Origin of the sequence: Amycolatopsis sp. WAC 01376, from assembly GCF_003947415.1 — a bacterium.
Lineage (GTDB): Bacteria > Actinomycetota > Actinomycetes > Mycobacteriales > Pseudonocardiaceae > Amycolatopsis.
The window spans coordinates 1,502,220-1,524,458 of sequence record NZ_QHKL01000002.1 but is presented as its reverse complement, the minus strand read 5'-3'; the positions used below and the strand labels follow the sequence as shown (position 1 = coordinate 1,524,458).

Annotated in this window: 23 protein-coding genes; 14 read left to right on the top strand and 9 right to left on the bottom strand. The window is 68.5% G+C overall.

Annotated elements, in window-relative coordinates:
• Position 1 precedes the first annotated feature (1 nt).
• The 5 genes from DMH03_RS16490 to DMH03_RS16470 all read right to left on the bottom strand — a co-directional run bounded on the left by DMH03_RS16490 (position 2) and on the right by DMH03_RS16470 (position 4,957).
• Positions 2-751: a lipoate--protein ligase family protein gene (locus DMH03_RS16490; protein WP_125792809.1), complete on the bottom strand. Its 750-nt coding sequence runs from the start codon at positions 749-751 to the stop codon at positions 2-4.
• The gene (locus DMH03_RS16485) at positions 748-2,133 is read right to left on the bottom strand and encodes an NAD(P)(+) transhydrogenase (Re/Si-specific) subunit beta (RefSeq protein WP_125792808.1); all 1,386 of its coding nucleotides are present in this window, start codon (positions 2,131-2,133) and stop codon (positions 748-750) included. The genes DMH03_RS16490 and DMH03_RS16485 overlap by 4 nt, the downstream gene beginning before the upstream one ends.
• Positions 2,130-2,429, bottom strand: a complete 300-nt coding sequence (locus tag DMH03_RS16480) for an NAD(P) transhydrogenase subunit alpha (protein WP_007032801.1) — start codon at positions 2,427-2,429, stop codon at positions 2,130-2,132. Before DMH03_RS16480 ends, DMH03_RS16485 begins: the two co-directional genes overlap by 4 nt.
• Positions 2,429-3,535 carry a Re/Si-specific NAD(P)(+) transhydrogenase subunit alpha gene (locus tag DMH03_RS16475; protein WP_125792807.1) on the bottom strand — a complete coding sequence of 369 codons (1,107 nt, stop codon included), beginning with the start codon at positions 3,533-3,535 and terminating at the stop codon, positions 2,429-2,431. The genes DMH03_RS16480 and DMH03_RS16475 overlap by 1 nt, the downstream gene beginning before the upstream one ends.
• A gap of 765 nt (positions 3,536-4,300) precedes the next feature.
• Entirely contained in the window at positions 4,301-4,957 is a 657-nt protein-coding gene (locus DMH03_RS16470) for a TetR family transcriptional regulator (protein ID WP_125792806.1), read from the bottom strand.
• 89 nt (positions 4,958-5,046) lie between these two features.
• On the opposite strand from DMH03_RS16470, the gene DMH03_RS16465 reads away from it, so the two are divergent.
• From DMH03_RS16465 to DMH03_RS16445, 5 genes are all read left to right on the top strand, one after another.
• The gene (locus tag DMH03_RS16465) at positions 5,047-6,138 is read left to right on the top strand and encodes a ferredoxin reductase (protein WP_125792805.1); all 1,092 of its coding nucleotides are present in this window, start codon (positions 5,047-5,049) and stop codon (positions 6,136-6,138) included.
• A 13-nt stretch (positions 6,139-6,151) separates the two neighbouring features.
• A complete protein-coding gene (locus tag DMH03_RS16460; protein WP_125792804.1) occupies positions 6,152-7,267 on the top strand; it encodes an acyl-CoA desaturase in 1,116 nt (371 codons plus the stop codon).
• Between the two features lie 10 nt (positions 7,268-7,277).
• A complete protein-coding gene (locus DMH03_RS16455; RefSeq protein ID WP_125786427.1) occupies positions 7,278-7,478 on the top strand; it encodes a hypothetical protein in 201 nt (66 codons plus the stop codon).
• A gap of 83 nt (positions 7,479-7,561) precedes the next feature.
• Positions 7,562-8,833, top strand: a complete 1,272-nt coding sequence (locus DMH03_RS16450; protein ID WP_125792803.1) for a sensor histidine kinase — start codon at positions 7,562-7,564, stop codon at positions 8,831-8,833.
• A gap of 17 nt (positions 8,834-8,850) precedes the next feature.
• Complete coding sequence (locus tag DMH03_RS16445; RefSeq protein WP_125792802.1) at positions 8,851-9,495, top strand: response regulator transcription factor; 645 nt, start codon at positions 8,851-8,853, stop codon at positions 9,493-9,495.
• 86 nt (positions 9,496-9,581) lie between these two features.
• Here the strand turns inward: DMH03_RS16445 and DMH03_RS16440 are convergent, their stop codons facing one another.
• Complete coding sequence (locus DMH03_RS16440; RefSeq protein WP_125792801.1) at positions 9,582-10,112, bottom strand: GNAT family N-acetyltransferase; 531 nt, start codon at positions 10,110-10,112, stop codon at positions 9,582-9,584.
• A gap of 31 nt (positions 10,113-10,143) precedes the next feature.
• Here DMH03_RS16440 and DMH03_RS16435 point away from each other — a divergent pair, with 31 nt between their 5' ends.
• Genes DMH03_RS16435 through DMH03_RS16425 form a run of 3 tightly spaced genes read left to right on the top strand, consistent with a single transcriptional unit; the run spans position 10,144 to position 11,943 of the window.
• A complete protein-coding gene (locus tag DMH03_RS16435) occupies positions 10,144-10,707 on the top strand; it encodes an XRE family transcriptional regulator (protein ID WP_125792800.1) in 564 nt (187 codons plus the stop codon).
• 10 nt (positions 10,708-10,717) lie between these two features.
• Entirely contained in the window at positions 10,718-11,527 is an 810-nt protein-coding gene (locus DMH03_RS16430; protein ID WP_199748886.1) for a DUF3626 domain-containing protein, read from the top strand.
• A 5-nt stretch (positions 11,528-11,532) separates the two neighbouring features.
• Entirely contained in the window at positions 11,533-11,943 is a 411-nt protein-coding gene (locus DMH03_RS16425; RefSeq protein WP_125786430.1) for a secondary thiamine-phosphate synthase enzyme YjbQ, read from the top strand.
• On the opposite strand, the gene DMH03_RS16420 is transcribed toward DMH03_RS16425, so the two are convergent.
• Positions 11,881-12,885 (bottom strand): ABC transporter permease, encoded by a 1,005-nt coding sequence (locus DMH03_RS16420; protein WP_125792799.1) that lies wholly within the window; start codon positions 12,883-12,885, stop codon positions 11,881-11,883. The genes DMH03_RS16425 and DMH03_RS16420 overlap by 63 nt on opposite strands.
• A gap of 128 nt (positions 12,886-13,013) precedes the next feature.
• On the opposite strand from DMH03_RS16420, the gene DMH03_RS16415 reads away from it, so the two are divergent.
• The 4 genes from DMH03_RS16415 (at position 13,014) to DMH03_RS16400 (ending at position 17,724) form a co-directional block, all read left to right on the top strand.
• Positions 13,014-13,700 carry an HAD hydrolase-like protein gene (locus DMH03_RS16415; RefSeq protein ID WP_125792970.1) on the top strand — a complete coding sequence of 229 codons (687 nt, stop codon included), beginning with the start codon at positions 13,014-13,016 and terminating at the stop codon, positions 13,698-13,700.
• Positions 13,701-13,709: 9 nt separating this feature from the next.
• A complete protein-coding gene (locus DMH03_RS16410; protein ID WP_125792798.1) occupies positions 13,710-14,630 on the top strand; it encodes a hypothetical protein in 921 nt (306 codons plus the stop codon).
• Positions 14,627-15,484, top strand: coding sequence for a hypothetical protein (locus DMH03_RS16405; protein WP_125792797.1), 858 nt, complete (start codon positions 14,627-14,629; stop codon positions 15,482-15,484). Before DMH03_RS16410 ends, DMH03_RS16405 begins: the two co-directional genes overlap by 4 nt.
• A 71-nt stretch (positions 15,485-15,555) precedes the next feature.
• The gene (locus tag DMH03_RS16400) at positions 15,556-17,724 is read left to right on the top strand and encodes a bifunctional lysylphosphatidylglycerol flippase/synthetase MprF (protein ID WP_125792796.1); all 2,169 of its coding nucleotides are present in this window, start codon (positions 15,556-15,558) and stop codon (positions 17,722-17,724) included.
• A 176-nt stretch (positions 17,725-17,900) separates the two neighbouring features.
• Here DMH03_RS16400 and DMH03_RS16395 read toward each other — a convergent pair whose 3' ends face one another.
• Both DMH03_RS16395 and DMH03_RS16390 read right to left on the bottom strand, forming a co-directional pair.
• Complete coding sequence (locus tag DMH03_RS16395; protein ID WP_125792795.1) at positions 17,901-18,836, bottom strand: hypothetical protein; 936 nt, start codon at positions 18,834-18,836, stop codon at positions 17,901-17,903.
• Positions 18,836-20,584: a proline--tRNA ligase gene (locus DMH03_RS16390; RefSeq protein ID WP_125792794.1), complete on the bottom strand. Its 1,749-nt coding sequence runs from the start codon at positions 20,582-20,584 to the stop codon at positions 18,836-18,838. Before DMH03_RS16390 ends, DMH03_RS16395 begins: the two co-directional genes overlap by 1 nt.
• 126 nt (positions 20,585-20,710) lie before the next feature.
• Here DMH03_RS16390 and DMH03_RS16385 point away from each other — a divergent pair, with 126 nt between their 5' ends.
• Both DMH03_RS16385 and DMH03_RS16380 read left to right on the top strand, forming a co-directional pair.
• Positions 20,711-21,067 (top strand): VOC family protein, encoded by a 357-nt coding sequence (locus tag DMH03_RS16385; RefSeq protein ID WP_125792793.1) that lies wholly within the window; start codon positions 20,711-20,713, stop codon positions 21,065-21,067.
• A 28-nt stretch (positions 21,068-21,095) separates the two neighbouring features.
• Positions 21,096-22,010, top strand: coding sequence for a 2-hydroxyacid dehydrogenase (locus DMH03_RS16380; RefSeq protein ID WP_125792792.1), 915 nt, complete (start codon positions 21,096-21,098; stop codon positions 22,008-22,010).
• Positions 22,011-22,239 lie beyond the last annotated feature (229 nt).

The window sequence follows — 22,239 nt, the reverse complement described above, 5'->3', positions numbered from 1 at the left end:
CTCACGAGGCCGGACGCTGAGCACCTTCCGAATGCCACTTCGGATACCCGTACCGCGTGTGCCGGAGCGAGCGGTGCCACTCCCGCTCCTCGGCCGAGGGCTTCCGGGTGGTGAGTTCACCCAGTCGCGCGGCCGCCGCCACGCGGACCGCGGCCGTGACTTCGGCAACACCTTTGCGCAGGCCATGCTCGGCGAGCGACGCGACCGGACTCCGGTGGGAGTCGAGCGGACGGGGATCCGCGGGTGCCGAAGTGAGGTACCGGCCGACCCGCTCGGCCGCGGTCGACACGAGCAGTGTCGAATGCGCGAGCAAGCCCGTTCTCGTCCGGAACACGGCGAAACCGCACAGCTTCGCGTCACCGACGAACAGTCCCCGATCACCGACCCGCGACGGCAGCCCGAGTTCGGCCACCGTCGCGGTCATCAGTTCCCCGAGCGCTTCGAGCGGCTTGACGGCTTTCGCCGACAAGCCGAGTTCTGGCAGGACGAGGGTGATGTTGAGATTGCCGGGATCGTGGAACACGGTGCCGCCGCCGCTGGCCCGGCGCAGCACCGGGACGCCGTCGCTCGCGCAGACGTCGGCCTTGACCTCGCGTTCGATCTTCTGCCCCCGCCCCACGACCACGGAGTCGGTGCTGCGCCAGATCCACAGGACCGGCGCCTCCGGTGCGGCGCGCAGGAGGGCTTCGTCGAACGCGAGGTTGTCGGCCGGGTCGTCGAACGAGGCGACGACTTCCGAAGGACCGATCACAGTGCTTTGAGTTCCTCCACGATCTCGCCCACCGACGATTTGGCGTCGCCGAAGAGCATGCTTGTCTTCGCATCGTAGAAGAGCTCGTTGTCGATGCCGGCGAAGCCCGAGCTCATCGAGCGCTTGAGCACGATCACCGACCGGCTGTGGTTCACCTTGAGGATCGGCATCCCGTAGATGGGCGAGCCCGGATCGGTCTCCGCGGCCGGGTTCGTGACGTCGTTCGCGCCGATCACCAGCGCGACGTCGGTCTGGGCGAACTCGGAGTTGATCTCGTCCATTTCCTTGAGCTGTTCGTACGGGACGTCGGCCTCGGCGAGGAGCACGTTCATATGCCCCGGCATCCGGCCCGCCACCGGGTGGATGGCGTAGGCGACCGTGATCCCCTTGGCCTCCAGCAGTTTCGCCATCTCGCGGACCACGTGCTGTGCCTGTGCGACGGCCATGCCGTAGCCGGGGACGACCACGACCTTGTTCGCGTACGCCATCTGGATCGCGGTGTCGGACGCGCTGGTGCTGCGGACCGGGCGGACCTCGCCGGATCCACCGCTCGAAACCGCCGTGCCGCCACCGAACCCGCCGGCGACGATGGCCGGGATCGACCGGTTCATCGCCTTCGCCATCAGGTTCGTCAGGATCGAACCCGAAGCACCGACGATCATGCCCGCCACGATCAGCGCGGTGTTGTCGAGCGCGAGCCCCATGGCCGCGGCCGACAATCCGGTGAGCGCGTTCAGCAACGAGATGACGACCGGCATGTCCGCGCCGCCGATCGGCAGCACGACCACCACGCCGAGCACGCCCGCCGCGATCAGCAGGCCGATCATCAGCAGTTCGGCGTCACCGCCGACGGCGATGACGACCGCGAAGACGATCGCGGCGATCAGTACCAGCGCGTTCACCGGCTGCTGCAGTTTGCCCAGCGTGATCGGGCGACCGGAAATGAGCTCCTGCAGTTTCCCGAACGCGATGTTCGAGCCCCAGAAGGACACCGATCCGACGATCGCGGCGAACAACGACGCGATCGCGACGTACGCCGGCTCGTGCGCGTAACCCTCGGTGGTGCGGAACTCGACCCACGCGATGAGCGCGACCGCCCCGCCGCCGACGCCGTTGAACAGCGCCACCATCTGCGGCATCGCGGTCATCTTCACCTTGCGCGCGGACGGCACGCCGACGACGACACCGATCGCGACGCCGAGCGCGATCAGCAGCCAGTTGCTCATTCCCGGGGTCAGGAGCGTCGCGATCACCGCGATGCCCATGCCGACCGCGGCGATCCAGTTGCCGCGTACCGCGGTGCGCGGACCGGTCAGCCCCATCAGGCCGTAGATGAACAGTGCGAAGGAAATGATGTAGAGGACGGCGATGAAGGTCGTCACTTGTCACCACCGTCTTCCGGCTTCTTCGCCTTGAACATCGAGAGCATCCGGTCGGTGACGAGGAAGCCGCCGACCACGTTGATCGTGCCGAAGGCGATCGCGATCACCAGCAGGATCTTGTTCAGTACGCCGTCGACCCCGAGGCCGAGCACGATGAGCCCGCCGAGCAGGACGATGCCGTGGATGGCGTTGGTGCCCGACATGAGCGGGGTGTGCAGCGTGTTGGGCACCTTGGAAATGACCGTGAAGCCCACGAATCCGGCGAGTACGAGGATCGCCAAACTGCCTACGAGCATCACTCGCCCCCTTCTTCTTTTCCGGCGACGCAGGCCCCGGCGACGATCTCGTCGGAGAAGTCGAGCGCGAGCTTGCCTTCGGAGTCGACGAGCAGTTCGAGCAACTCGGTGACGTTGCGCGCGTAGAGCTCGCTGGAATGCGCGGGCATCTCCGCGGCGAGGTTGAGCGGCGAACAGATGGTGACGTCGTGCTCGACGACCTCCTCGCCCGGTTTCGTCAGTTCGCAGTTGCCGCCGGACTCGCCGGCGAGGTCGACCACGACACCACCGGCGGGCATCCCCTTCACCGCGTCGGCGGTGACGAGGACCGGCGCCTTGCGGCCGGGGACGAGCGCGGTGGTGATCACGACGTCGAACCTCGTGATCGCCTCGGTGAGCCTGCGCTGCTGCTCGGCCTTTTCCTCGTCGGTCAGCTCGCGGGCGTACCCGCCTTCGCCGACCGCCTCGATGCCGAGGTCGAGGAATTTCGCGCCGAGCGACTTGACCTGCTCGCCGACCTCCGGCCGGACGTCGTACCCGGTGGTCTGCGCGCCGAGCCGTTTCGCCGTCGCCAAGGCCTGCAAACCGGCGACACCCGCGCCGAGCACGAGCACCTTCGCCGGTGGCACCGTCCCGGCCGCGGTGGTGAGCATCGGGAAGAACCGGGTGAGTTTCTCCGCCGCCAGCAACACCGCGCGATAGCCCGCGACACTGCTCTGCGACGACAACGCGTCCATCGCCTGCGCGCGGGAGATCCGCGGGATCGCCTCGACGGCGAAGGCGCGGACGCCCGCCGATTCGAGCGCCGCTATCCCGTCCGGATCACCCCGTGGATTCAGGAAGCCGATGAGAATGGTGCCCTGCTTGAGCTTCGCGACTTCGGCCGCGCTCGGAGGCGCCACCTTCACCACGATGTCGGCATCCCACGGATCGCCGATCACCGCGCCGGCCTGCTCGAAGGTCTCGTCGGCGAGCAGCGCGCCGGCGCCCGCGCCGGGCTCGACCACCACCCGCAGTCCGCGTCCGGAGACGCGCTCGATGAGCTTCGGTACCAGCGCGATGCGGCGTTCACCTTGTCCGGTTTCCCGGACAACACCGACCGTGAGCTGCTCGTTTTCTGCCGCCACAGGCGACCTCCTCGCTGGAGAGGACCACACGAACCCGCACTGTTTACCACGTCCGACCGACAACTTTCCTGGCTGAACGTATCCGGGCGGCATCTTTCCGTGACATCGCTCATCACGATCGATCCAGCCATCGATCCAGGTGCGCGACGTCATAGGGGTTCGGCCGCTGATGAGAGAAAGCCGAACGTGGCGTGTCCAGGTGGTCGTGAGTGGCGTTTCGGATTCCGGTGAGGCTTCTCTTGGGTACCTGCTGCGTGACCTGTGGCGCTTCTTGCGTGATGCCAGTAAATGAAGGCCCCCTTGCTGTACCTGGGCGCAAGGATGGGGTCCTTCATGTACTGGGGAAGGGGCGAAGGTCGAGTTTCCTCGGCTGAGCCGAGGGAAAGGGGTCCTTCACGCGCTGCCGCTGTAGCGCCCAGGCTCAACATGGCGTTCCTGCCCGCCCGCAGCAGCGGGTCTGCCTCACACCGGGTCGAGCTCAGCCCAGCATGCCGTGAGGGGCTCCTTCCCTACCCTCAGAGTAGGGAAGGAGTCCTTCACGACCTGCGATCCCGACCCGCCGCCCGCTGTAGGTACCTAAAACACGGGTCGCTCTAACCCGAAACGCCACTCACGACCCGCTTGACCCGTACGACACCGGCGCGGCTGTACTCAGGCTGGCCGAAGGGGACCTTCACCGCATCAGATGCGACGAAAGCACCCTTCACCGCGTGACATGCGGCGAAGGACGCTTTCAGCCCGCCTTGCGTGGCAGCGCTTTCCGCATCACGGAACGCTTCGCCAGTTCGGCACGCCCAGAAAGATCAGCCGCAGCCGCCGTTCGGCCGTGCGCCCGATCTCGTCGTCCCGCGAAGGCGCCTCGAGCAACTCCAGCACCGTCGTGAGCATGGTCGTCACGATCAGGTCGGCGAGCAGGTGGAGATCTTCGGTGCTCCACTCGCGGAGATTGTCGAACCGCGCGAGGTCGACGGCGAGTTCGCTGACGAAGAGCTTGAGTTCGAACGCGATCGCCTGCCGGACCGGTCCCGTGCCGCCGTAACGCTCCCGGGTGAGGAAATGGAAGTGGTCCTCGTGCGCCCGGACGTGCTCGCGCAGGATGCGCACGGACATCTTGATCATGTCGTTGTACGCGGCCGGTTTGGTGCGTGCCGAACGGATCATCGTGCGCAGTGTGCGCATCGACTCCTCGACGAGCGCCACGCCCAGTTCGTCCATCGACGCGAAATGGCGGTAGAACGCCGTCGGCACGATGCCTGCCTGTTTCGCCACCTCGCGCAGGCTCAGCCCGGAGAACCCTCGTTCCGCAACCAGATCCAGGGCGGCGTCCAGCAGCGCCTGCCGTGTGCGCTGTTTGCGCTCCTGCCGGGAAACGGGCTCCGTTGTCACGACGGACAGCGTAATCGCCTCCGCACTATCACCCACGTCACATCGCCCTCCTCTCGCGTTGACAAGCGCGACCATCGCCACTTCACTATTGAGTGTACAAGCGTTCACTGAATTTGGGAGAAGTGATGACGGCACTGGTACCGCGCAGGGCCAGGCGGCTGGCCTCGCTGGCCGAGGCCCTGCTCACGCCCCATGGCATGGACCGCTACCTCGAACTCGTCGATCCGATGCTGGTCCGCCGGGAGATCCGCGGCCTGGTCACCGACGTCCGGCGGCAGACACCCGACACGGTCACGCTGACCATCCGGCCGAGCCGCGCCTGGCGGGGACACGTCGCGGGCCAGTACGTGCGGGTGACCGTCGAGATCGACGGCGTCCGCCGGACCCGCTGTTACTCGCCCGCCGGTTCGGAGCACGACGGATCACTGGAACTGACCATCAAGGCCGATCCGCAGGGACTCGTCTCGCGGCACCTGAACCGCACGGTCACCATCGGTTCGGTGCTCGGACTGTCCACTCCGGACGGTGACTTCACCCTGCCGTCGCCGAGGCCCCGGCGGATCCTGCTGCTGAGCGGCGGGAGCGGGATCACGCCCGTCCTGTCGATGCTGCGCACGCTGGCGGACGAGAAGTACGAAGGCGATCTCACCTTCCTGCACTACTCCAACGGGGCCGAAGACGCGCTCTACCGCGCCGAGCTCGCCGACCTCGCGCGTCGCCTGCCCGGCCTGCGGGTGGTACACGCGTTCACTCACACCGAAACCGGCGGCGACCTGCACGGGTTCTTCTCGAAGGAACACCTCGCCGAGGCCGCGCCGTGGTATCCCGACGCCGAAACCTTCCTGTGCGGTCCGAAGCCGCTGATGGATTCGGTCCGCGAGGTCTTCGAGGCCGACGGTCTCGGCGCACATCTGCACACCGAGGAGTTCACGCCGCCGGCGCTCACCTTCGACACCGAGAACGCCGAAGGGCAGGTGCGGTTCGCGCGCAGCGGCCGCGAATTCGCCAACTCCGGGAAACCGTTGCTGGAGCAGGCCGAAGAGGCGGGGCTCAGCCCGGAACACGGCTGCCGGATGGGCATCTGCTTCTCCTGCACGCAGATCAAGACCTCCGGTTGCGTCCGCAACGCCAAGACCGGCGAGACCTCCAGCGAAGAGAACGAAGAGATCCAGCTCTGCATCTCCGTCCCGGTCGGGGACGTCGAGATCAACGCTTAGAAAGGAGCCAGTCATGACCGGCTTGCAGGACAAGCTCACCCCCGCCCAGGTCGAGGAGTTCGGCCGCGAACTGGACGAGATCCGGCAGCGGATCGTCGCCGATCTCGGCCAGGTCGACGTCGATTACATCCACAACGTGATCAAGACCCAGCGCGCGCTCGAAGTCGCCGGCCGCGGGCTGCTGTTCGCCGGGTTCTTCCCGCCCGCGTGGATCGCCGGGGTGACCGCGCTTTCGGTGGCGAAGATCCTCGACAACATGGAGATCGGCCACAACGTCATGCACGGCCAGTACGACTGGACGCGCGACCCGGCGCTGAGCTCGCAGAAGTTCGAATGGGACACCGTCGCGCCGTCGGAGAACTGGCGCCACTCCCACAACTACATCCACCACACGTACACGAACATCCTCGACAAGGACCGCGACATCGGTTACGGCGTCCTGCGGATCGACCCGGCGCAGAAGTGGAACCCGTACTACCTGGGCAACCCGGTGTACGCGACGCTGCTCGCGCTGTTCTTCCAGTGGGGCGTCATGCTGCACGACCTCGAGTTCGACCGCGTCGTCAAGGGCGAGCGCAAGTGGTCGGACAACAAGGAGGTCGGCCTGAAGATGCTCAAGAAGGCCGGGCGCCAGGTCGGCAAGGACTACGTGCTCTTCCCGCTGCTGACCGGTCCGCTCGCGCCGCTGACCTTCCTCGGCAACGCCACCGCGAACCTGACCCGCAACCTGTGGGCGTTCTCGATCATCTTCTGCGGGCACTTCCCCGCCGACGTCGAGAGCTTCACCGAGGAAGAGACCGAGAACGAGTCGCGGGGCCAGTGGTACCTGCGACAGATCCTCGGCTCCGCGAACATCAGCGGCGGCAAACTCTTCCACATCATGACCGGGAATCTCTCGCACCAGATCGAGCACCACCTGTTCCCGGACATCCCCGCGCGCCGCTACCCACAGATCGCGGGCGAGGTGCGGGCGATCTGCGAGAAGTATGGCCTGCCCTACAACACCGGTCCCCTGCACAAGCAGCTGTTCTCGGTGGCCAAGAAGATCGTGAAACTGGCACTGCCCTGGAACGGTGAACCCCGCACTCCGGCTACCGTGGAGAGCGACAAGACCCTCCGAGCGGCTTAAGGTGTCTGACATGGTCGGTCAGTTCGAAAGCACCAAGGACGTGGTCCAAGAGGTCACCGAGTCCGCGGCCACCCACATCGGCAACATCGCGACGATCATCACCGGCGCGATCCGGGACATCGCCCGCGAGACCGGCGATTGGCTGACGGACGTCATCGAGATGCGTGAGGCGTCCCAGCGGGCGCAGGCCGACGGGACCCGCGAAGACTGAGGGTCGCCCCCACGTCGGGTTCGAGAACGAAGATTACGGAAAACCCCATGGGCACGAGGCGGTGACCACGGCAGGCTGAAGCCATGATCACCCGCCTCGCCCCGCGCCGGTTCGCCGGTCGCGTCCTCAGCGCGCAGCTGAGCCGCGCGTACTGGGCCGAGCTGGCGTGGGTGATCATCGGCGCGCCGCTGACGCTGGTGTTCATGGCGCTCGTCGTCGTCGGGCTGTTCCTCGGGATCGGCCTGAGCCTGCTCACCATCGGCCTGCCGGTGCTCATCGGCGTCCTGGCGGGAGCGCGGCTGATCGGCGCCGCCCACATCGGACTGGCGCGTGCCCTGCTCGGAACCACGGTCGCCCTGCCGGCCCGGCCCGAGCTGCGGCCGGGGCTCTGGAACGGGGTCAAAGGGCGGCTCGGCGATCCGATGGGCTGGCGGTCGATCGCCTACCTGGTGATCCGGCTGCCGTTGTCGTTCGCCGGGTTCTTCCTGGTCGTGTCCCTGTTCGTGTACGCCGTGAGCACGCTGACCTATCCACTGTTCTGGTTCACCCTGAACGGCGACGCCATGCCGACGTTCGACCTCCGCGTCGACACCTGGCCCCTCACCCTGCCGCTCGCCCTCACCGGGCTGGCCGTGCTGCTGGCGATGCCGTGGGTGGTCCACGGCATCGCCGAATTCGACCGCCTGCTGGTGCGCGGGGTGCTCGGCGCCGAGGACCTCTCCAAACGCGTGCGCGACCTCGAACGCACCCGGGCGACCGCGGTCGACGACGCGACGCGGCGGCTGCGCCGGATCGAACGCGACCTGCACGACGGCGCGCAGGCCCAGCTGGTCGCGCTGGCGATGAAGCTCGGCATCGCGAAGGACGAGCTGGCGGGTGACGGCGACATCGAGCAGGTCACCGCCCTGGTCGCCGCCGCGCATGCCAACGCGAAACAGGCGCTGGTCGAACTGCGCGACCTCGCCCGCGGCATCCACCCCGCCGCACTCGACGCAGGCCTCGACGTCGCACTGTCCACTTTGGCCGCGGGCTCGGGCATCGACGCGCGGATCACCGTGGACCTGCCGAGCAGGCCGTCGCCGTCGATCGAGACGATCGCCTACTTCACCGTCGCGGAGTTGCTGACCAATGCCGCCAAACACACTTCCGCCGCGATCGAGGTCGACGTGGGTATCGTCGGCGACGGCCTGCGCCTCGTGGTGCGGGACGGCGGTGAAGGCGGGGCCCGGCTGGAACGCGGCGGCGGGCTCGCCGGAATCGCCGAGAGGCTCGCGACAGTGGACGGCGGGCTCGACATCGACAGCCCTCCCGGGGGGCCTACGGTGATCAGCGCGGAGATACCACTACGGAAATAGAACAATGGGGGGGCGGCGTGCGCGTCGTGATCGCGGAGGATTCGGCCATCCTGCGGGCGGGACTCGTCGAACTGCTGAATCTTCGGGGACACGAGGTCGTCGCGGCCGTCGCCGACGGCGACAGCCTGTGCGCGGCGGTCCGCGAACACCGGCCGGACGTGTCCATTGTGGATATCCGGATGCCGCCGACGCACACGGACGAAGGACTCCGCGCGTCGATCGCGTTGCGTGCGGAGCTACCGGGGTGCGCGATCCTGCTGTTCTCGCAGTACGTCGAAACGCAGTACGCGACAGAACTCCTCGCCGACCGGGCGGGCGGCGTCGGCTACCTGCTGAAGGACCGAGTCGCGGAGGTGTCGGACTTCCTCGACGCGCTTCAGCGGGTCGCCAACGGTGAGACCGTGCTCGACCCGGAAGTGGTCAGCCAGCTGTTCACCGCCACCCGGAAGACGGACGCGCTCGCGGGACTGACGCCGCGGGAGCGCGAGGTGCTGGGACTGATGGCCGAGGGGCGGTCGAACTCGGCCATCGCGGCGGCGCTGTTCCTTTCGGCGGGCTCGGTGGAGAAGTACGTGTCGAGCATCTTCGGGAAGCTGGCGCTGCCCCAGTCCGAGGGGGACAACCGGCGGGTGCTCGCCGTGCTGCGGTACCTGGAGTCCTGAGAAGTGGGCTGAAGGGGACCTTCGCCGCATCTCGCGCGGTGAAGGACGCTTTCGCTGCATGGCATACGGGGAAAGTCCCCTTCGGCCTACGCCGGCTCCACCGGAACCCCGTCCACCTCCGGCAGGCACAGCTGCACCCACATGACATCCCGCCAGGCCCCGTGCTTGTACCCGATCCGCCGATAGGTTCCCACCGGCTCGAATCCCAGCGCGCGATGCAGTCCGGCGCTCGCGTCGTTCGGCAGCACCATTCCCGCGCAGAAGTTCCGGAAGCCACGCGACGCCAGCTTGTCCAGCAGCGCTTGATAGAGCGCGCGCCCGCCACCGGTCCGCCGCCGGCCGAGCTCCAGATAGATACTGACCTCGCAAGACCAGCGATAGGACGGTCGGCCGCTGAAGGGGCCTCCGTAGGCGTAGCCGGTGACGCGGCCTTCGTCGTCTTCAAGCACGAGCCAGGCATGCGATCGCTGCGCCTTGGCGATGCGCTCGGCCATCTCGTCCGGTTTGGGCGGCTCGGTCTCGAACGAGATCACCGTGTCGGTGACATACGGCGCGTAGATCTCCGCGCACGCCGTCGCGTCGGCTTCCGTCGCTTCCCTGATCACCATGGCGACCATAGTAACCGAGGCTGCCACTATAGTGAGCAGCATGTCGGATCCCTTGTCCGCGTCGCTCGCCGCGACGCTCCAGTCCGCGAGACTCGACCAGAACCTTTCGGCCAACGCCCTCGCCGAGTCCTCGGGGGTGTCCAGGGCGATGATCGGCAAGATCGAACGCGGCGAGGCGCAGCCGACGGCCGTCCTGCTCAGCAGGCTCTCCGCCGCCCTCGGGATGACGTTGTCCGAGTTGATCGCGCGTGCCGAACACGGTGACCGCAGGCTCGTGCGCGTGGCCGATCAGCCGACCTGGACCGACCCGGACACCGGCTATGTGCGCCGCGCGGTGTCGCCTTCGCTCGGCGGGCCGCTCGAACTGGTCGAGGTCGCGCTGCCCGCGGGCGCCGAGGTCGCCTTCCCCGCCCACACCTATGCGCTGACCCACCACCAGATCTGGGTGCTGGACGGGCATTTGCGGTTCCGCGAGGGCGACGTCGAGCACGAACTCGACGCGGGAGACTGCCTTCAGCTCGGCACTCCGCAGCAGTGCGCCTACGTCAACCCGACCGGTGAGCCGGTCCGATATCTGGTCGCGCTCGCCCGGCGGCACGCCTGATACTCGGATGATGGCGCACCGGGCCCTCGCGTACGTCGCGGCGAAAGCCGGCGGCGGGTACGAGGCCGGGCTGCCGGTGACCCTGCACTTCCATCCGGACAGTTCCACAGTGGACGGACGTCCGTTGCTGGCAGCGATGGCGGCGGACGGGTTCTACCGCAACCAGTTCGAAACCGGGACGAGCAACGGAGGACTGACCGCGTATCCCGGTGGAGATCGCTGGCAGTGGGAGAGCCGGATGTTCGGCGGCGCCTACGACGACGCGCCGCCCGCCGAACGGCCGAAGTACGGCGCCTTGAACTTCCGTCGCCGCGCGGCAGGCGCCGCGCCGAGATTCGGCTCGGCCCATTTCCGGATGGCCGCGCACACCGTGGACAGGACGACGTTCTGTTATCCGGACAGCGTGCTGGCACCCCGAGATTTCGGCCACGGCACCAGGGTTTCCGCGCTGATCGCCTTGGCGGAGCAAGACGACACCGATCTTCTCGACGACTACATCGAGGCGCACGTCCACGGCCCCGTCGACCTCGCGACGGATGTCGAAGCGCTCGTCCTCGACCCGAGTCACCGCGGCACCGACGTCGAAACGACCGCGTCACGACTCGGCTGCCCGGTCGAATGGCATGCGGGTTTCCGCCTGTCGACCGAAGAACTCGAACGGCACCCCGGATACCGCGGTGCCGAATTCGTCGAACTCGGCCTGACCTTGGCCGAGGACGGCTATCTCGATCCCCGTGTCCTCGGCGAAGCGCGCCACGTCGACCAGCAGGCTCTCAAACGCGTCTGGCACTACGTCGCACGCTTCGGGGCACTACCGTGAAGAGCATGTACTCCACGGAGATCGAGGTGCGCACCGGCAGCGTGGCCGTGGTGCACGACCTGACCAAGGACGCCGAGACCTTCCTGCGCGACGCGGACGCCGAGGACGGGATCCTGCACGTCTTCGTCCCGCACGCGACGTCCGGGCTGGCGATCCTCGAGACCGGCGCGGGCAGCGACGAAGACCTGCTGGCGGCGCTAGACGACCTGCTCCCCCGCGACGGCCGCTGGCGGCATCAGCACGGCAGTCCCGGTCACGGCCGTGACCACGTCCTGCCCGCGCTGCTGCCGCCGTACGCGACGATCCCGGTGCTCGGCGGCGTGCTGACGCTGGGCACCTGGCAGTCGGTCTGCCTAGTGGACACCAACCTGGACAACCCGGTCCGGCGCGTCCGCTTCAGTCTTCTGGAGGGCTGACCGGCCCGGCCAAAGCGCGAGCACCAGCCCCGCCGCGAGCAGCCCGGAGAGCACCCAGACCCCGGTCGCGACGTCCGGCGCGCCGGGTGCGCCCTGCAGCAGGCTCCGGAGGCCTTCGGCGGAGAACCGGAACGGCGTCCATGACCACAGCACCGCGCGGTACGCGGGGTTCAGCAGTTCCGGCACCTGACCCGCGACGGCGGGCGCGACCAGGTACAGCGGGCCGAGGATCGCCATCGCCCGCACGCCGAGCAGCCGCAGCAGGCCGGTCTGCAGAGCGGCGAACGCGGTAGAGGCCAGGAAAAGGAAGCCGAGGACGTCCCAGCCGAGCGGGAGCGACGAGTCCCACAGCTTCAGGAATCCGGCCAGCACACCGGTGACCAGCACACCTGCCGAAACGATCTGTGTGAAGCGCGCGGCGGCTCCCGCGTCCCGGCCGATCCGCCGTCCGGCCAGGATCAGCACGGCACCCGCGACCAGGCAGCCGACCCAAGCCAGCGCGCTCAGCGCGAGCGGGGCGACCCGGCCAGCCGCACTGGCGGGATGCAGCGTTTCGACCTTGGGTGTCCCGCCGAGTGCTTGCGCGGCGCCGGTCAGCGCCTGTTGCGCGATCTGCGTTCCGGACGGGTTCACCGCCCCGGAGACCACGACCGTCGACGGAAGTTCGAGGACTCCGTAGACCTCCTTGTCCTGCAACAGTTTCCGGCCTTCGTCGAGAGAGGTCACCCGCCACGAGACCTGGCCTCCGCCATGGGACGCGATCCCCTTCGCGGCCGCCTGGAGCGGCCCCGGGGGCGCGGCCACGGCGATGGGGAGACCGTCGGGCGCGACGGTGGCCTGCGCGCCGAAGGTGAGGAAGCCGAGTACGGCGGCGATCAGCGCACCGGCCGCCGCGGCGAGTAAGGCGAACGCCCCGGCGGGGCGATGGCTCTGGGTCGGCATGGCCGTCCTCCCATTTATTCATCTCACGTTGAATTAGTCGCCAAGGTAGGCGTCCGCGTCGCGGAAGTCAACAGACGTTGAATAAGCTCACCGGTACCGTCGACCGCGTGACTACTCCGCACCGGCTCGTGCTGTGGGACATCGACCAGACCCTCGTGGACCTGCGCGGCGTCGGCGCCGCCTGGTACACGACCGCGCTCGCCGAGGTCGCGGGCGTCGAACTGCGGGCGCTGCCGAACTTCGGCGGCCGCACCGAACGCGCCATCAGCGCGGACATCCTGACCTCGCACGGCGTCGAGCCCACCGAGGAGAACGTGCGCAAGCTCTGGCTCGCGCTGATCGCGGTCTCCGAAAGCCACGCCCCGACGCTGTCCTCCAGCGGCCGGGCGCTTCCGGGCGCCAAAGACGCGCTGAACGCCTTCGCCACGCACGGCGGCATCGTCCAGACACTGGTCACCGGGAACCTGCCGGAGATCTCCGTGCACAAGCTGACCGCGTTCGACCTGCACGAACACGTGGACTTCGAGATCGGTGGCTACGGCTCGCTCTCGGCACACCGGCCCGATCTGGTGCCCGCCGCCGTCGGCCACGCTTCGGCGAAACACGGCACCGAGTTCGCGCCGGCGTCGGTCGTCGTCATCGGCGACACCCCGGACGACGTGCGGGCCGCGCTCGACAACGGCGCCGTCGCGGTGGCAGTGGCGACCGGGCAGTTCAGCGCCGGGGAACTGGCCGACGCGGGCGCGCACACCGTGCTCGAAAACCTGTCCGACCTGCCAGCGGTGCGTGCGGCCGTGCTCGGGGACGCCGACTAAACTCGGTCCATGGCATACCCAGGCGGCAACGGCTGGCCGGAGCAACCACAGCAGCCCGATCAGCGGCAGCCCCCACAGCATGGGTACCCGCCCCAGTACGCCCAGGATCCCCAGCAGCAGTATCAGGGTTATCAGCAGCAGGGTTTCCAGCAGTTCCCGCAGCAGGCCTACCAGGGTTTCTCCCCGGAACCGCCGAAGAAGGGCAAGAAAGGCCTGTGGATCGGCCTTGGCGCGCTCGTCCTGGTCATCGCCGTCGGCGCCACGCTGTTCTTCGTCCTGCGTGAGGGTGACGATCCGCGGCCAGAGCCCACTCCACCACCCGCGGCCGCGTCCGCGTCGAACCCGCCGTCGACATCCCAGAGCGGCGGCGCCCCGGAGGACAACAAGGTCCCGTCCAAGACGTTGGGCTGGCAAGGAATCGTCTCCAGACAGGACAAGACGGCGTACGACCTGCCACCCACGGGCTGGGAGACCAAGCCGGGATACGTCACCGGGAACACCGAGCGCGAGTTCAAGATGGTGATCCACGAGGCGACGCGGTACAAGCTCGGCGCCTGCCCCGACGTCAGCGGTTCGAACCGGGGAATGGTCGGCTTCGCCACCGCGGATCAGATCCCCGTCGAAAACGCCGCCAGAGGCGCGGTCCGGCTCTGGATCCAGTCCGCCACCGGCAAGGCCGACGTGCCGCTCCCCGAAATCAAGCAGATCCCCATCGCCGGCGGCACGATCCAGGCACTCAGTTCCTCCGCCTCGTTCACCCCGAGCGAAGGCGAAGGCTGCCGGGCGCCGAGCGTGAAGGTCACGTCGGCGGCCTTCAAGATCGGTGAGCAGACCGTCTGCTTCGTGATGGTCCTCGATCAGGGCACGCCGGACGCCTTGTCCGAAGCGGACGCGCAAATGATCCTCGCGAGTTTGAGGCCGCAGCAATGACCGGCCCCGGTGGGCCCATCGACGAACCTCGGCCGTGGTTCGTCGATCCGCTCACCGGGCAGCCACTCGAAGCCGAAACCGAGGCCGAACGGACGGCGCCGCTTCCGGTCATCCGGGACAGCGCTCCGCCGCGCCGCCGCTTCCGCCTCAGGCCGGTGCTGGGCGTTCTCGGCCTTGCCGTCGTCATCGCCGTCGGCACCACGGCCACCTACCAGGCCAAGACCGCGACGCCGCCGCCGTCCGCCCACGATCTCGTCCTGCCCGATCCGGTGGGGCCGACCCGGATCAAGCCGGTGATCGCGGGCTGGCAGCCCGTGCAGTCCGACGATCACCCGCTCGTCTACGACGTCCCGCCGGACTGGAAGATCGAAGAGCCCGACGTCGCCGTCGGATACGAGACACCGGCAGGTGACCTCGTCACCCTGCAGGGTGTCGCCCGGTACCGCCGCGATTTCTGCCCCGCCGCCGAACTCTCGGCGCGGGCGATGGCGGGGTTCACCACCATCGACGAGGGCGAGGTCGGCGGTATCGCCCAGGCGGCCGAGGAAACGACCCTGCGGTGGGCCGAAGCGGCGTACGGGCGGTCCACGAAGGCCGAGGTCGGCAAGGCCGGGCCGGTGCCGCTCCTCGACGGCGGCACGACCGCCAACGCCGTGACCACCACCGTCGTCCCCGCCCCGGACGGACCGTGCCCCGCCCCCTCGGTCGCGATCACCGCGATCGCCCTCCCGCTGGACGCACTGCCCGGATCCGGGCGCTACCACGTCCTCCTGGTGCTGGCGGACCAGGAGATCTCCGGCCAGGTGGCCAGGGACGTCGTCCTCAAGATGGGTGAGAGCATCCGTCGCGAGTAGCACTCCCCTAAGGGAAATATGGGTCCCCTGCCGGATGTGGCCGACGGGCTCCCGCACTTACCTTGATCTCCATGCCAACAGGGGGAAGCGGGACGGCCGCGCCGGGCCGGACACACAAGATCGCCACGGTGCTGAGGCACCGGCTGCCTTTCACCACCCTCGTCACGGTGACCATGCTCGCGCTCGCCTTGGCCACGGGCGCGCTCTGGTCGGCCGCCGAGGATCGCGCGGTGTATCCGTACATCGCGTATGGGCTGCCGTCGCTCGAAGCGGGCCGATGGTGGACCTTGCTGACCGGACCGCTGTTCGCGGTCGTCCCGCTTTACTACCTGCCGATGGTGCTCAGCTTCGCGTTGTTCGCCGGGTTCGCGGAATGGCGGCTCGGCACGCGGCGGGCGATGGCCGTCGCCATCGGCGGCCAGTTCGTCAGTGTGCTGGTGGCGGTGCAGTTTCTCGCGTTGAGCCGTAACTCCGGCTGGGAATGGGCGGAACGGGTCGCCGGCAGCCTCGACGTCGGGTTCTCCGGCGGCGCGCTCGCCGCGGTCGCGGTCGCCAGCGCCACCCTGCGCCCGCCGTGGCGGCTGCGGTTGCGCGCCGGATTGTGCGTCTACGCCGGGATCGCGATCATCTTCGTCGGCACACTCGCCGACCTCGTGCACTTCTTCGCACTCGTCCTCGCCCTGCCGTTCGGGCGCAAGTTCCTCGGTGCCAAGGACGCCTCGCGCGAACGGAGGCCGAGCCTGCGCGAGTGGCGGTTCTACGTCGTGGCCGGGCTGCTGGTGCTGGCCGTCGCCGAACTGGTGATGTCCTTCGTGCCGGGTAACGGCCCCTTCGGTTCGTCCGAAGAGCTTTCGCTGTCCACGTGGGAAGTCATCATCCTGTGCCTGATCGTCGTGCCGATCATGAACGGCCTGCGCAAGGGGAGCCAGGTCGCCTGGTGGTGCGCGATGATCCTGACGTCGTTCGTCATCCTGCAGGTGATGGTCTACGGCGGAGTGCTCACGCTGGCGGAACTCTTCGGCGAGGACGCCGGCCTGATGGATCCGCCGCTGTTCTTCGTGGACAACCTGCTGTGGACGGTCGAATTCGCGCTGTTGATCTCCGCGCGAGGCGCCTTCCGGGTGCCGTCGCGGCGGAAGCGCCGCCGTCTCGGCCGGATGGGCAACCCCGCGCTGGCCCGCACGCTGCTCAGCCGTCACGGCGGAAGCACGCTTTCGTGGATGACGACCTGGCCGCAGAACTCGTACTTCGTGGCCGCGGACGGCAAGTCCTACCTCGCCTATCGGCGGCACGCCGGGGTCGCCATCGCCCTCGGCGACCCGATCGCCCCGGACGGCGCGGCCGACCGGACGATCGCCGAGTTCATCACCATGTGCGAGAACACCGGTCTCGTGCCGTGCCTGTTCTCCGCCACCGGCGACACCACCGCCAAGACCGAAGAGCTCGGCTGGAAGCAGGTCCAGGTCGCCGAGGACACCCTGATCGAACTGGAAACGCTGGAGTTCCGCGGAAAGCGCTGGCAGGACGTGCGGACCGCGCTCAACCGCGCCAAGAAGGACGGCATCGAGTTCCGGCTCGTCCGGCTCGCCGATCAGCCGCGCGCGGTGATCTCGCAGGTGCGCGCCATCTCCGAGGAGTGGATCAGCGACAAGGGCATGCCGGAAATGGGCTTCACCCTCGGCGGGGTCGACGAAGCGATGGACCCGGAGACCCGCGTGGGTCTCGCGGTCGACGCGGACGGCGTCGTCCACGGCGTGACGTCGTGGCTGCCGGTGCACACCGGCGCGGGCGCGATCGGCGGCTGGACACTCGACGTCATGCGCAAACGCGCCGACGGATTCCGCCCGTCGATGGAGTTCCTGATCGCGTCGTCGTGCCTGGCCTTCCGTGAGGAAGGCGCGAAGTTCGTTTCGCTGTCCGGTGCCCCGCTGGCGAGCTCCGGCGAACCCGCGCACGCCGTCGAGCGGGTGCTCGACGCGCTCGGCACGATGATGGAACCGTTCTACGGCTTCCGTTCACTGCACGCGTTCAAGGCGAAGTTCCAGCCGCGCCACGTCCCGCTGTACCTCGCGTTCCGCGACGAGGCGGATCTGCCGCGGATCGGGATCGCGCTCGGCCGGGCGTACCTGCCGAACACGGGACTGCTGCGGCTGGCGAAGCTCGCGCGCTCCGGCAAGAAGCCACAGCGCCTGCTCGCGAACCCGCAGCCTCGAACGACTTCTTCGCTGGCTTCACAGTAGAAGAGGCCTTAGCGAGAGCCGCCATGCCCTGGCGGAGGGGTAGCGGTCTGATGCCCCCGATGTGGCATTGGGGACGCTGACCGTCCCCAATGCCACATCGGGGGCAGGCCCTCGCCCCACGACCGACTCGGTCAGGCCGAATTCGGACCCTCGCCATCTCGGCTTCGCCGGCGAGTTCAGCGCAACGTCGAAGGCGGCGGCGTGATGGTCTTGCGGTCGGCCTCCGGGACACCCCGGTAGGTCTTGAGGATCTTCAGGATCTGCTCGCGGTCCGCACCACCCGGCGTGTCCTGGCCCGAATAGACGGCCAGGACCGCCGAGGCTTCGCCCAGCTCCGGTGCGAGCACGCCGACCAGGGCGCGCCGCGCGCCACAAGGTCCGGGCGGGGTGACGACCTCCGCGAGGACGATGCTCGCGGGGACCTTCTTGCCGGTACCGAGCGTGAACTCGGCAGGCTGGGCCGGTTCCTTGGTGATCTTGGCCGTCAGCGGACCGTTCTCCGGGTTGTAGGCGCTGACGGCGAGGTCGTCGATCGCTTTCTGCGCCGCGGCGGACGGTTCGGAGACCTTCACGTTCGTCACGCCGCTGCCGCCGACCCTGCTCTCCTTGTCCTGCGGGCAGTAGCCGTCGCCGACGAAGGCACTGGCGACCATGCGGATGCCCGGGACCTGGGTGCCCTTCTCCCAGCCGTGGATCGTGCCGGGTTTCGGTGTCCAGTTCGGCGGGACGTCGTAGGCGTAGACGCCGTCCTTCCCGGTGACCGACTGCCAGCCGTCGGTCACCGGCGGCGCGACGACCTGGGGTGAAGGCGTGTAGACGATGGGGGCCCGGGTGGTCGGCGAACTGCTCGACGACCGGTCCGAGCCGTTGTTCGCGAGCGTCGCGACCGCGATGACACCGAGCGTCGCGAAGAAGCCGTACATGGCCCTTCGCCCGCTTCGTGACATCGGCTGCTTCGCGGGCTGCGGCTCCGGTTCGACAGGAGCGGCCAGTTCCGGGACCGGCGGCGTGTAGCCGGACGAGTCCGAGGGCTGATAGCCCCCGAACCCGTCCAGCGCCGCGTTGTCCTCGTAGCCCGGGGAATCCCCGCGCTTCTTGCCGAACAAGCCCATTACGAACGGACGAGCTTGACCAGGTGCTCCACGACCGCGTCCACGGCGATCTCTTCACGGTCGCCGGTGCGGCGGTCCTTGACCTCGACGACACCGTTCGCCAGCCCACGCCCGACCACCAGGATGGTCGGCACGCCGACGAGTTCGGCGTCCGCGAACTTCACACCGGGGCTGGCCTTGCGGTCGTCGAGGCCGGCGCCGCCGCCGGCGGCGTCCAGTTCGGCCGCGAGCTTCTCCGCGCCCGCGGTGACCGTCTCGTCCTTGCCCGCGATGACGATGTGGACGTCGAACGGCGAGACCTCGCGCGGCCAGATGATGCCGAGGTCGTCGTAGTTCTGCTCGGCGAGCACACCGACGAGGCGGGAGACACCCACGCCGTACGAGCCCATGGTGATGCGAATGGGCTTGGAGTCCGGGCCCAGCGCGTCGAGTTCGAACGCGTCCGCGTACTTGCGGCCGAGCTGGAAGATGTGCCCGATCTCGATACCGCGCGCGGCGACCAGGGTGCCCTTGCCGTCGGGCGACGCGTCGCCTTCACGGACCTCGGCGGCCTCGATCGTGCCGTCGCCGGTGAAGTCGCGGCCCGCGACCAGGTCGACCACGTGGTGATCGCGCTCGTCTGCGCCGGTGACCCAGGCGGTGCCGTCGACGACGCGCGGGTCGAGCAGGTAGCGGACGCCGTTGTCCTTCAGCGCCTTCGGGCCGATGTAGCCCTTGACGAGGAAGGGGTTCTTGGCGAAGTCGGCCTCCGTCAGCAGCTCGAACTCGGCGGGCTCGAGCGACGCTTCGAGGCGCTTCGTGTCGACCTCGCGGTCTCCGGGGAGGCCGATGGCCAGCAGCTCCCACTCCTTCGCACCCGGCTGGCGGGTCTTCACCAGGACGTTCTTGAGTGTGTCCGCGGCGGTGAAGGTGCGACCGAGGCCGGCGTTGTTCAGGAACGCGACGAGCGACTCGATGGTCGGGGTGTCCGGCGTGTGGTGGACCTTCGCCTCGGGCAGCCCCTCGACCGGCTTCGCCTCGGGAGCGGGCGTGGTGACCGCTTCGACGTTGGCCGCGTAACCCGATTCGGTGCTGCGGACGTAGGTGTCCTCACCCGTCGCGGCGACGGCGAGGAACTCCTCGGAGGCCGAGCCGCCCATCGCGCCGGAGGTCGCCTTCACGACGACGTACTCGATGCCGAGACGGTCGAACAGCTTCGTGTACGCCTGGCGGTGCAGCTCGTACGACTTCGTCAGGCCTTCGTCGTCGAGGTCGAAGGAGTACGAGTCCTTCATGACGAACTCGCGGCCGCGGAGGATGCCGGCCCGGGGACGCGCCTCGTCGCGGTATTTGGTCTGGATTTGGTACAGGACGACGGGATAGTCCTTGTACGAGTTGTATTCACCCTTCACGGTGAGCGCGAAGAGCTCTTCGTGCGTCGGGCCGAGGAGATAGTCGGCGCCCTTGCGGTCCTTGAGGCGGAAGAGGGCGTCGCCGTACTCGGTCCAACGGCCGGTGGCCTCGTAAGGCTCCTTCGGCAGCAGCGCGGGGAACTGGATCTCCTGCGCGCCGATGGCGTTCATCTCTTCACGGACGACGTTCTCGATGCGGCGCAGCACCCGCAGGCCCAGCGGCAGCCAGGAGTAGCCGCCCGGGGCGACCCGGCGGACGTAGCCGGCGCGTACCAGGAGCCGGTGGCTCGGTACCTCGGCGTCCGCCGGATCCTCACGCAGGGTGCGAAGGAACAACGACGACATCCTGGTGATCACTTCTGGGCTCCTCGCTGGAATTACGTGCTGAGACGTTCTGCGCAGCGTAGTCACCCCGCCCAGGGACGGTTCAACCGGTTATCGCGGGCGCCCGGTTTTGTCGGTGGTCTCCGCTAGCTTGCCGCCATGGGTATCGAGCTGGGCATGATCACGATCGACTGCGCGGATCCGCGCGGGCTCGCGGCGTTCTGGACGAAGGCGCTCGGCGTGGAGGTGGATCAGGACTACGACGGCGAGTTCCTGATCCTGCACCCCAAGGTGGAGAACGGGCCCGTGCTCGCGTTCCAGCGCGTGCCGGAGCCGCGGGCGGGCAAGAACCGGGTCCATCTGGACTTCGGTACGGACGACATGGAGAAGGAGGTGGGCCGCCTGACCGGACTGGGCGCGAAGAAGCTGGACAAGAAGGAGATGCCGGGCCTCGCCTGGACGGTGCTGGCCGATCCCGTCGGCAACGAATTCTGCGTGGCCACCCACGAGGGCTGAGGCGGGCCGCGATGGTCAGAATGGCGGCATGACGGAGCGAGCCATCCTGCCCTGGACCGACATCGAGCTGCCCGAAGGTCTGAGCGCGCGGTTCTACGACGGTACGGGCCCGCTGCCGGGCGAAGGCCTCGATGGCGTCGAGGTGTACGTGCTGCCGTACGACACCGGCATGGAGCCGGCGAAGCTGATCGCCGGGCTTCCGTCGCTGAAGCTCGTGCAGTCGTTGTCGGCCGGGGTGGAGAAGCTGATCCCGCTGGTGCCGGCGGGGGTGCGGCTCGCCAACGGCCGCGGTCTGCACGACCTCAGCGTGGCCGAGCACGCGCTGGCGCTGATCCACGCGTCGCAGCGGGACCTGCCGCGCTGGTTCACGCAGCAGGCGACGGCGTCGTGGGAGCGCGAACACACGCGCTCGCTGGCCGACAGCCGGGTGCTGCTGGTCGGGTACGGCTCGATCGGCCAGGCCATCGAGCGGCAACTGCTCGCGGCCGAAGCGGTCGTGACCAGGGTGGCGAGCACGGCCCGGCCGGCGGAGCAGGTGCACGGCGTCGGCGAACTGGCGGAACTACTGCCGTCCGCCGACATCGTGGTCCTGATCCTGCCCGAAACACCCGCGACGGTGGGCTTGTTCGGCGCCGCGGAACTCGCCGCGCTGCCGGACGGCGCCCTGGTGGTGAACGTCGGGAGGGGCTCGGCGATCGACACCGAGGCGCTCACGGCCGAGACCGTCTCCGGACGTTTGCGTGCCGCGCTGGACGTCGTCGACCCCGAGCCGCTGCCCGCCGGGCATCCACTGTGGACCGCGCCGGGAGTGATCATCACGCCGCATATCGCGGGCGGGTCCGCGTCGTTCTACCCGCGCGCGAAGCGGCTGGTCGCCGAGCAGTTGCGCCGGTACGCCGCCGGCGAGGAGCCGCTGAACCTCGTGAGCGGCCAGGGCTCTTAGAGCCAAGGGTGTCTTAGGTACGTACTGCCGGTGCGCGGATGGCGGTTTCGCGTGACTGAACGGACGACACACGTGATCGGGCGGCCGACTCGTAACGGAACCCGGCCGCCGGCGTGTCGTCCATCCAGTCACGCGTGTCGTCCGCCGGATCACGCGTGTCGTCCGGTCAGTCACGTGACATCGCCAGTACCGGACCTCGTGAATGGCCAAGACGGTTATCGAGGGGTAA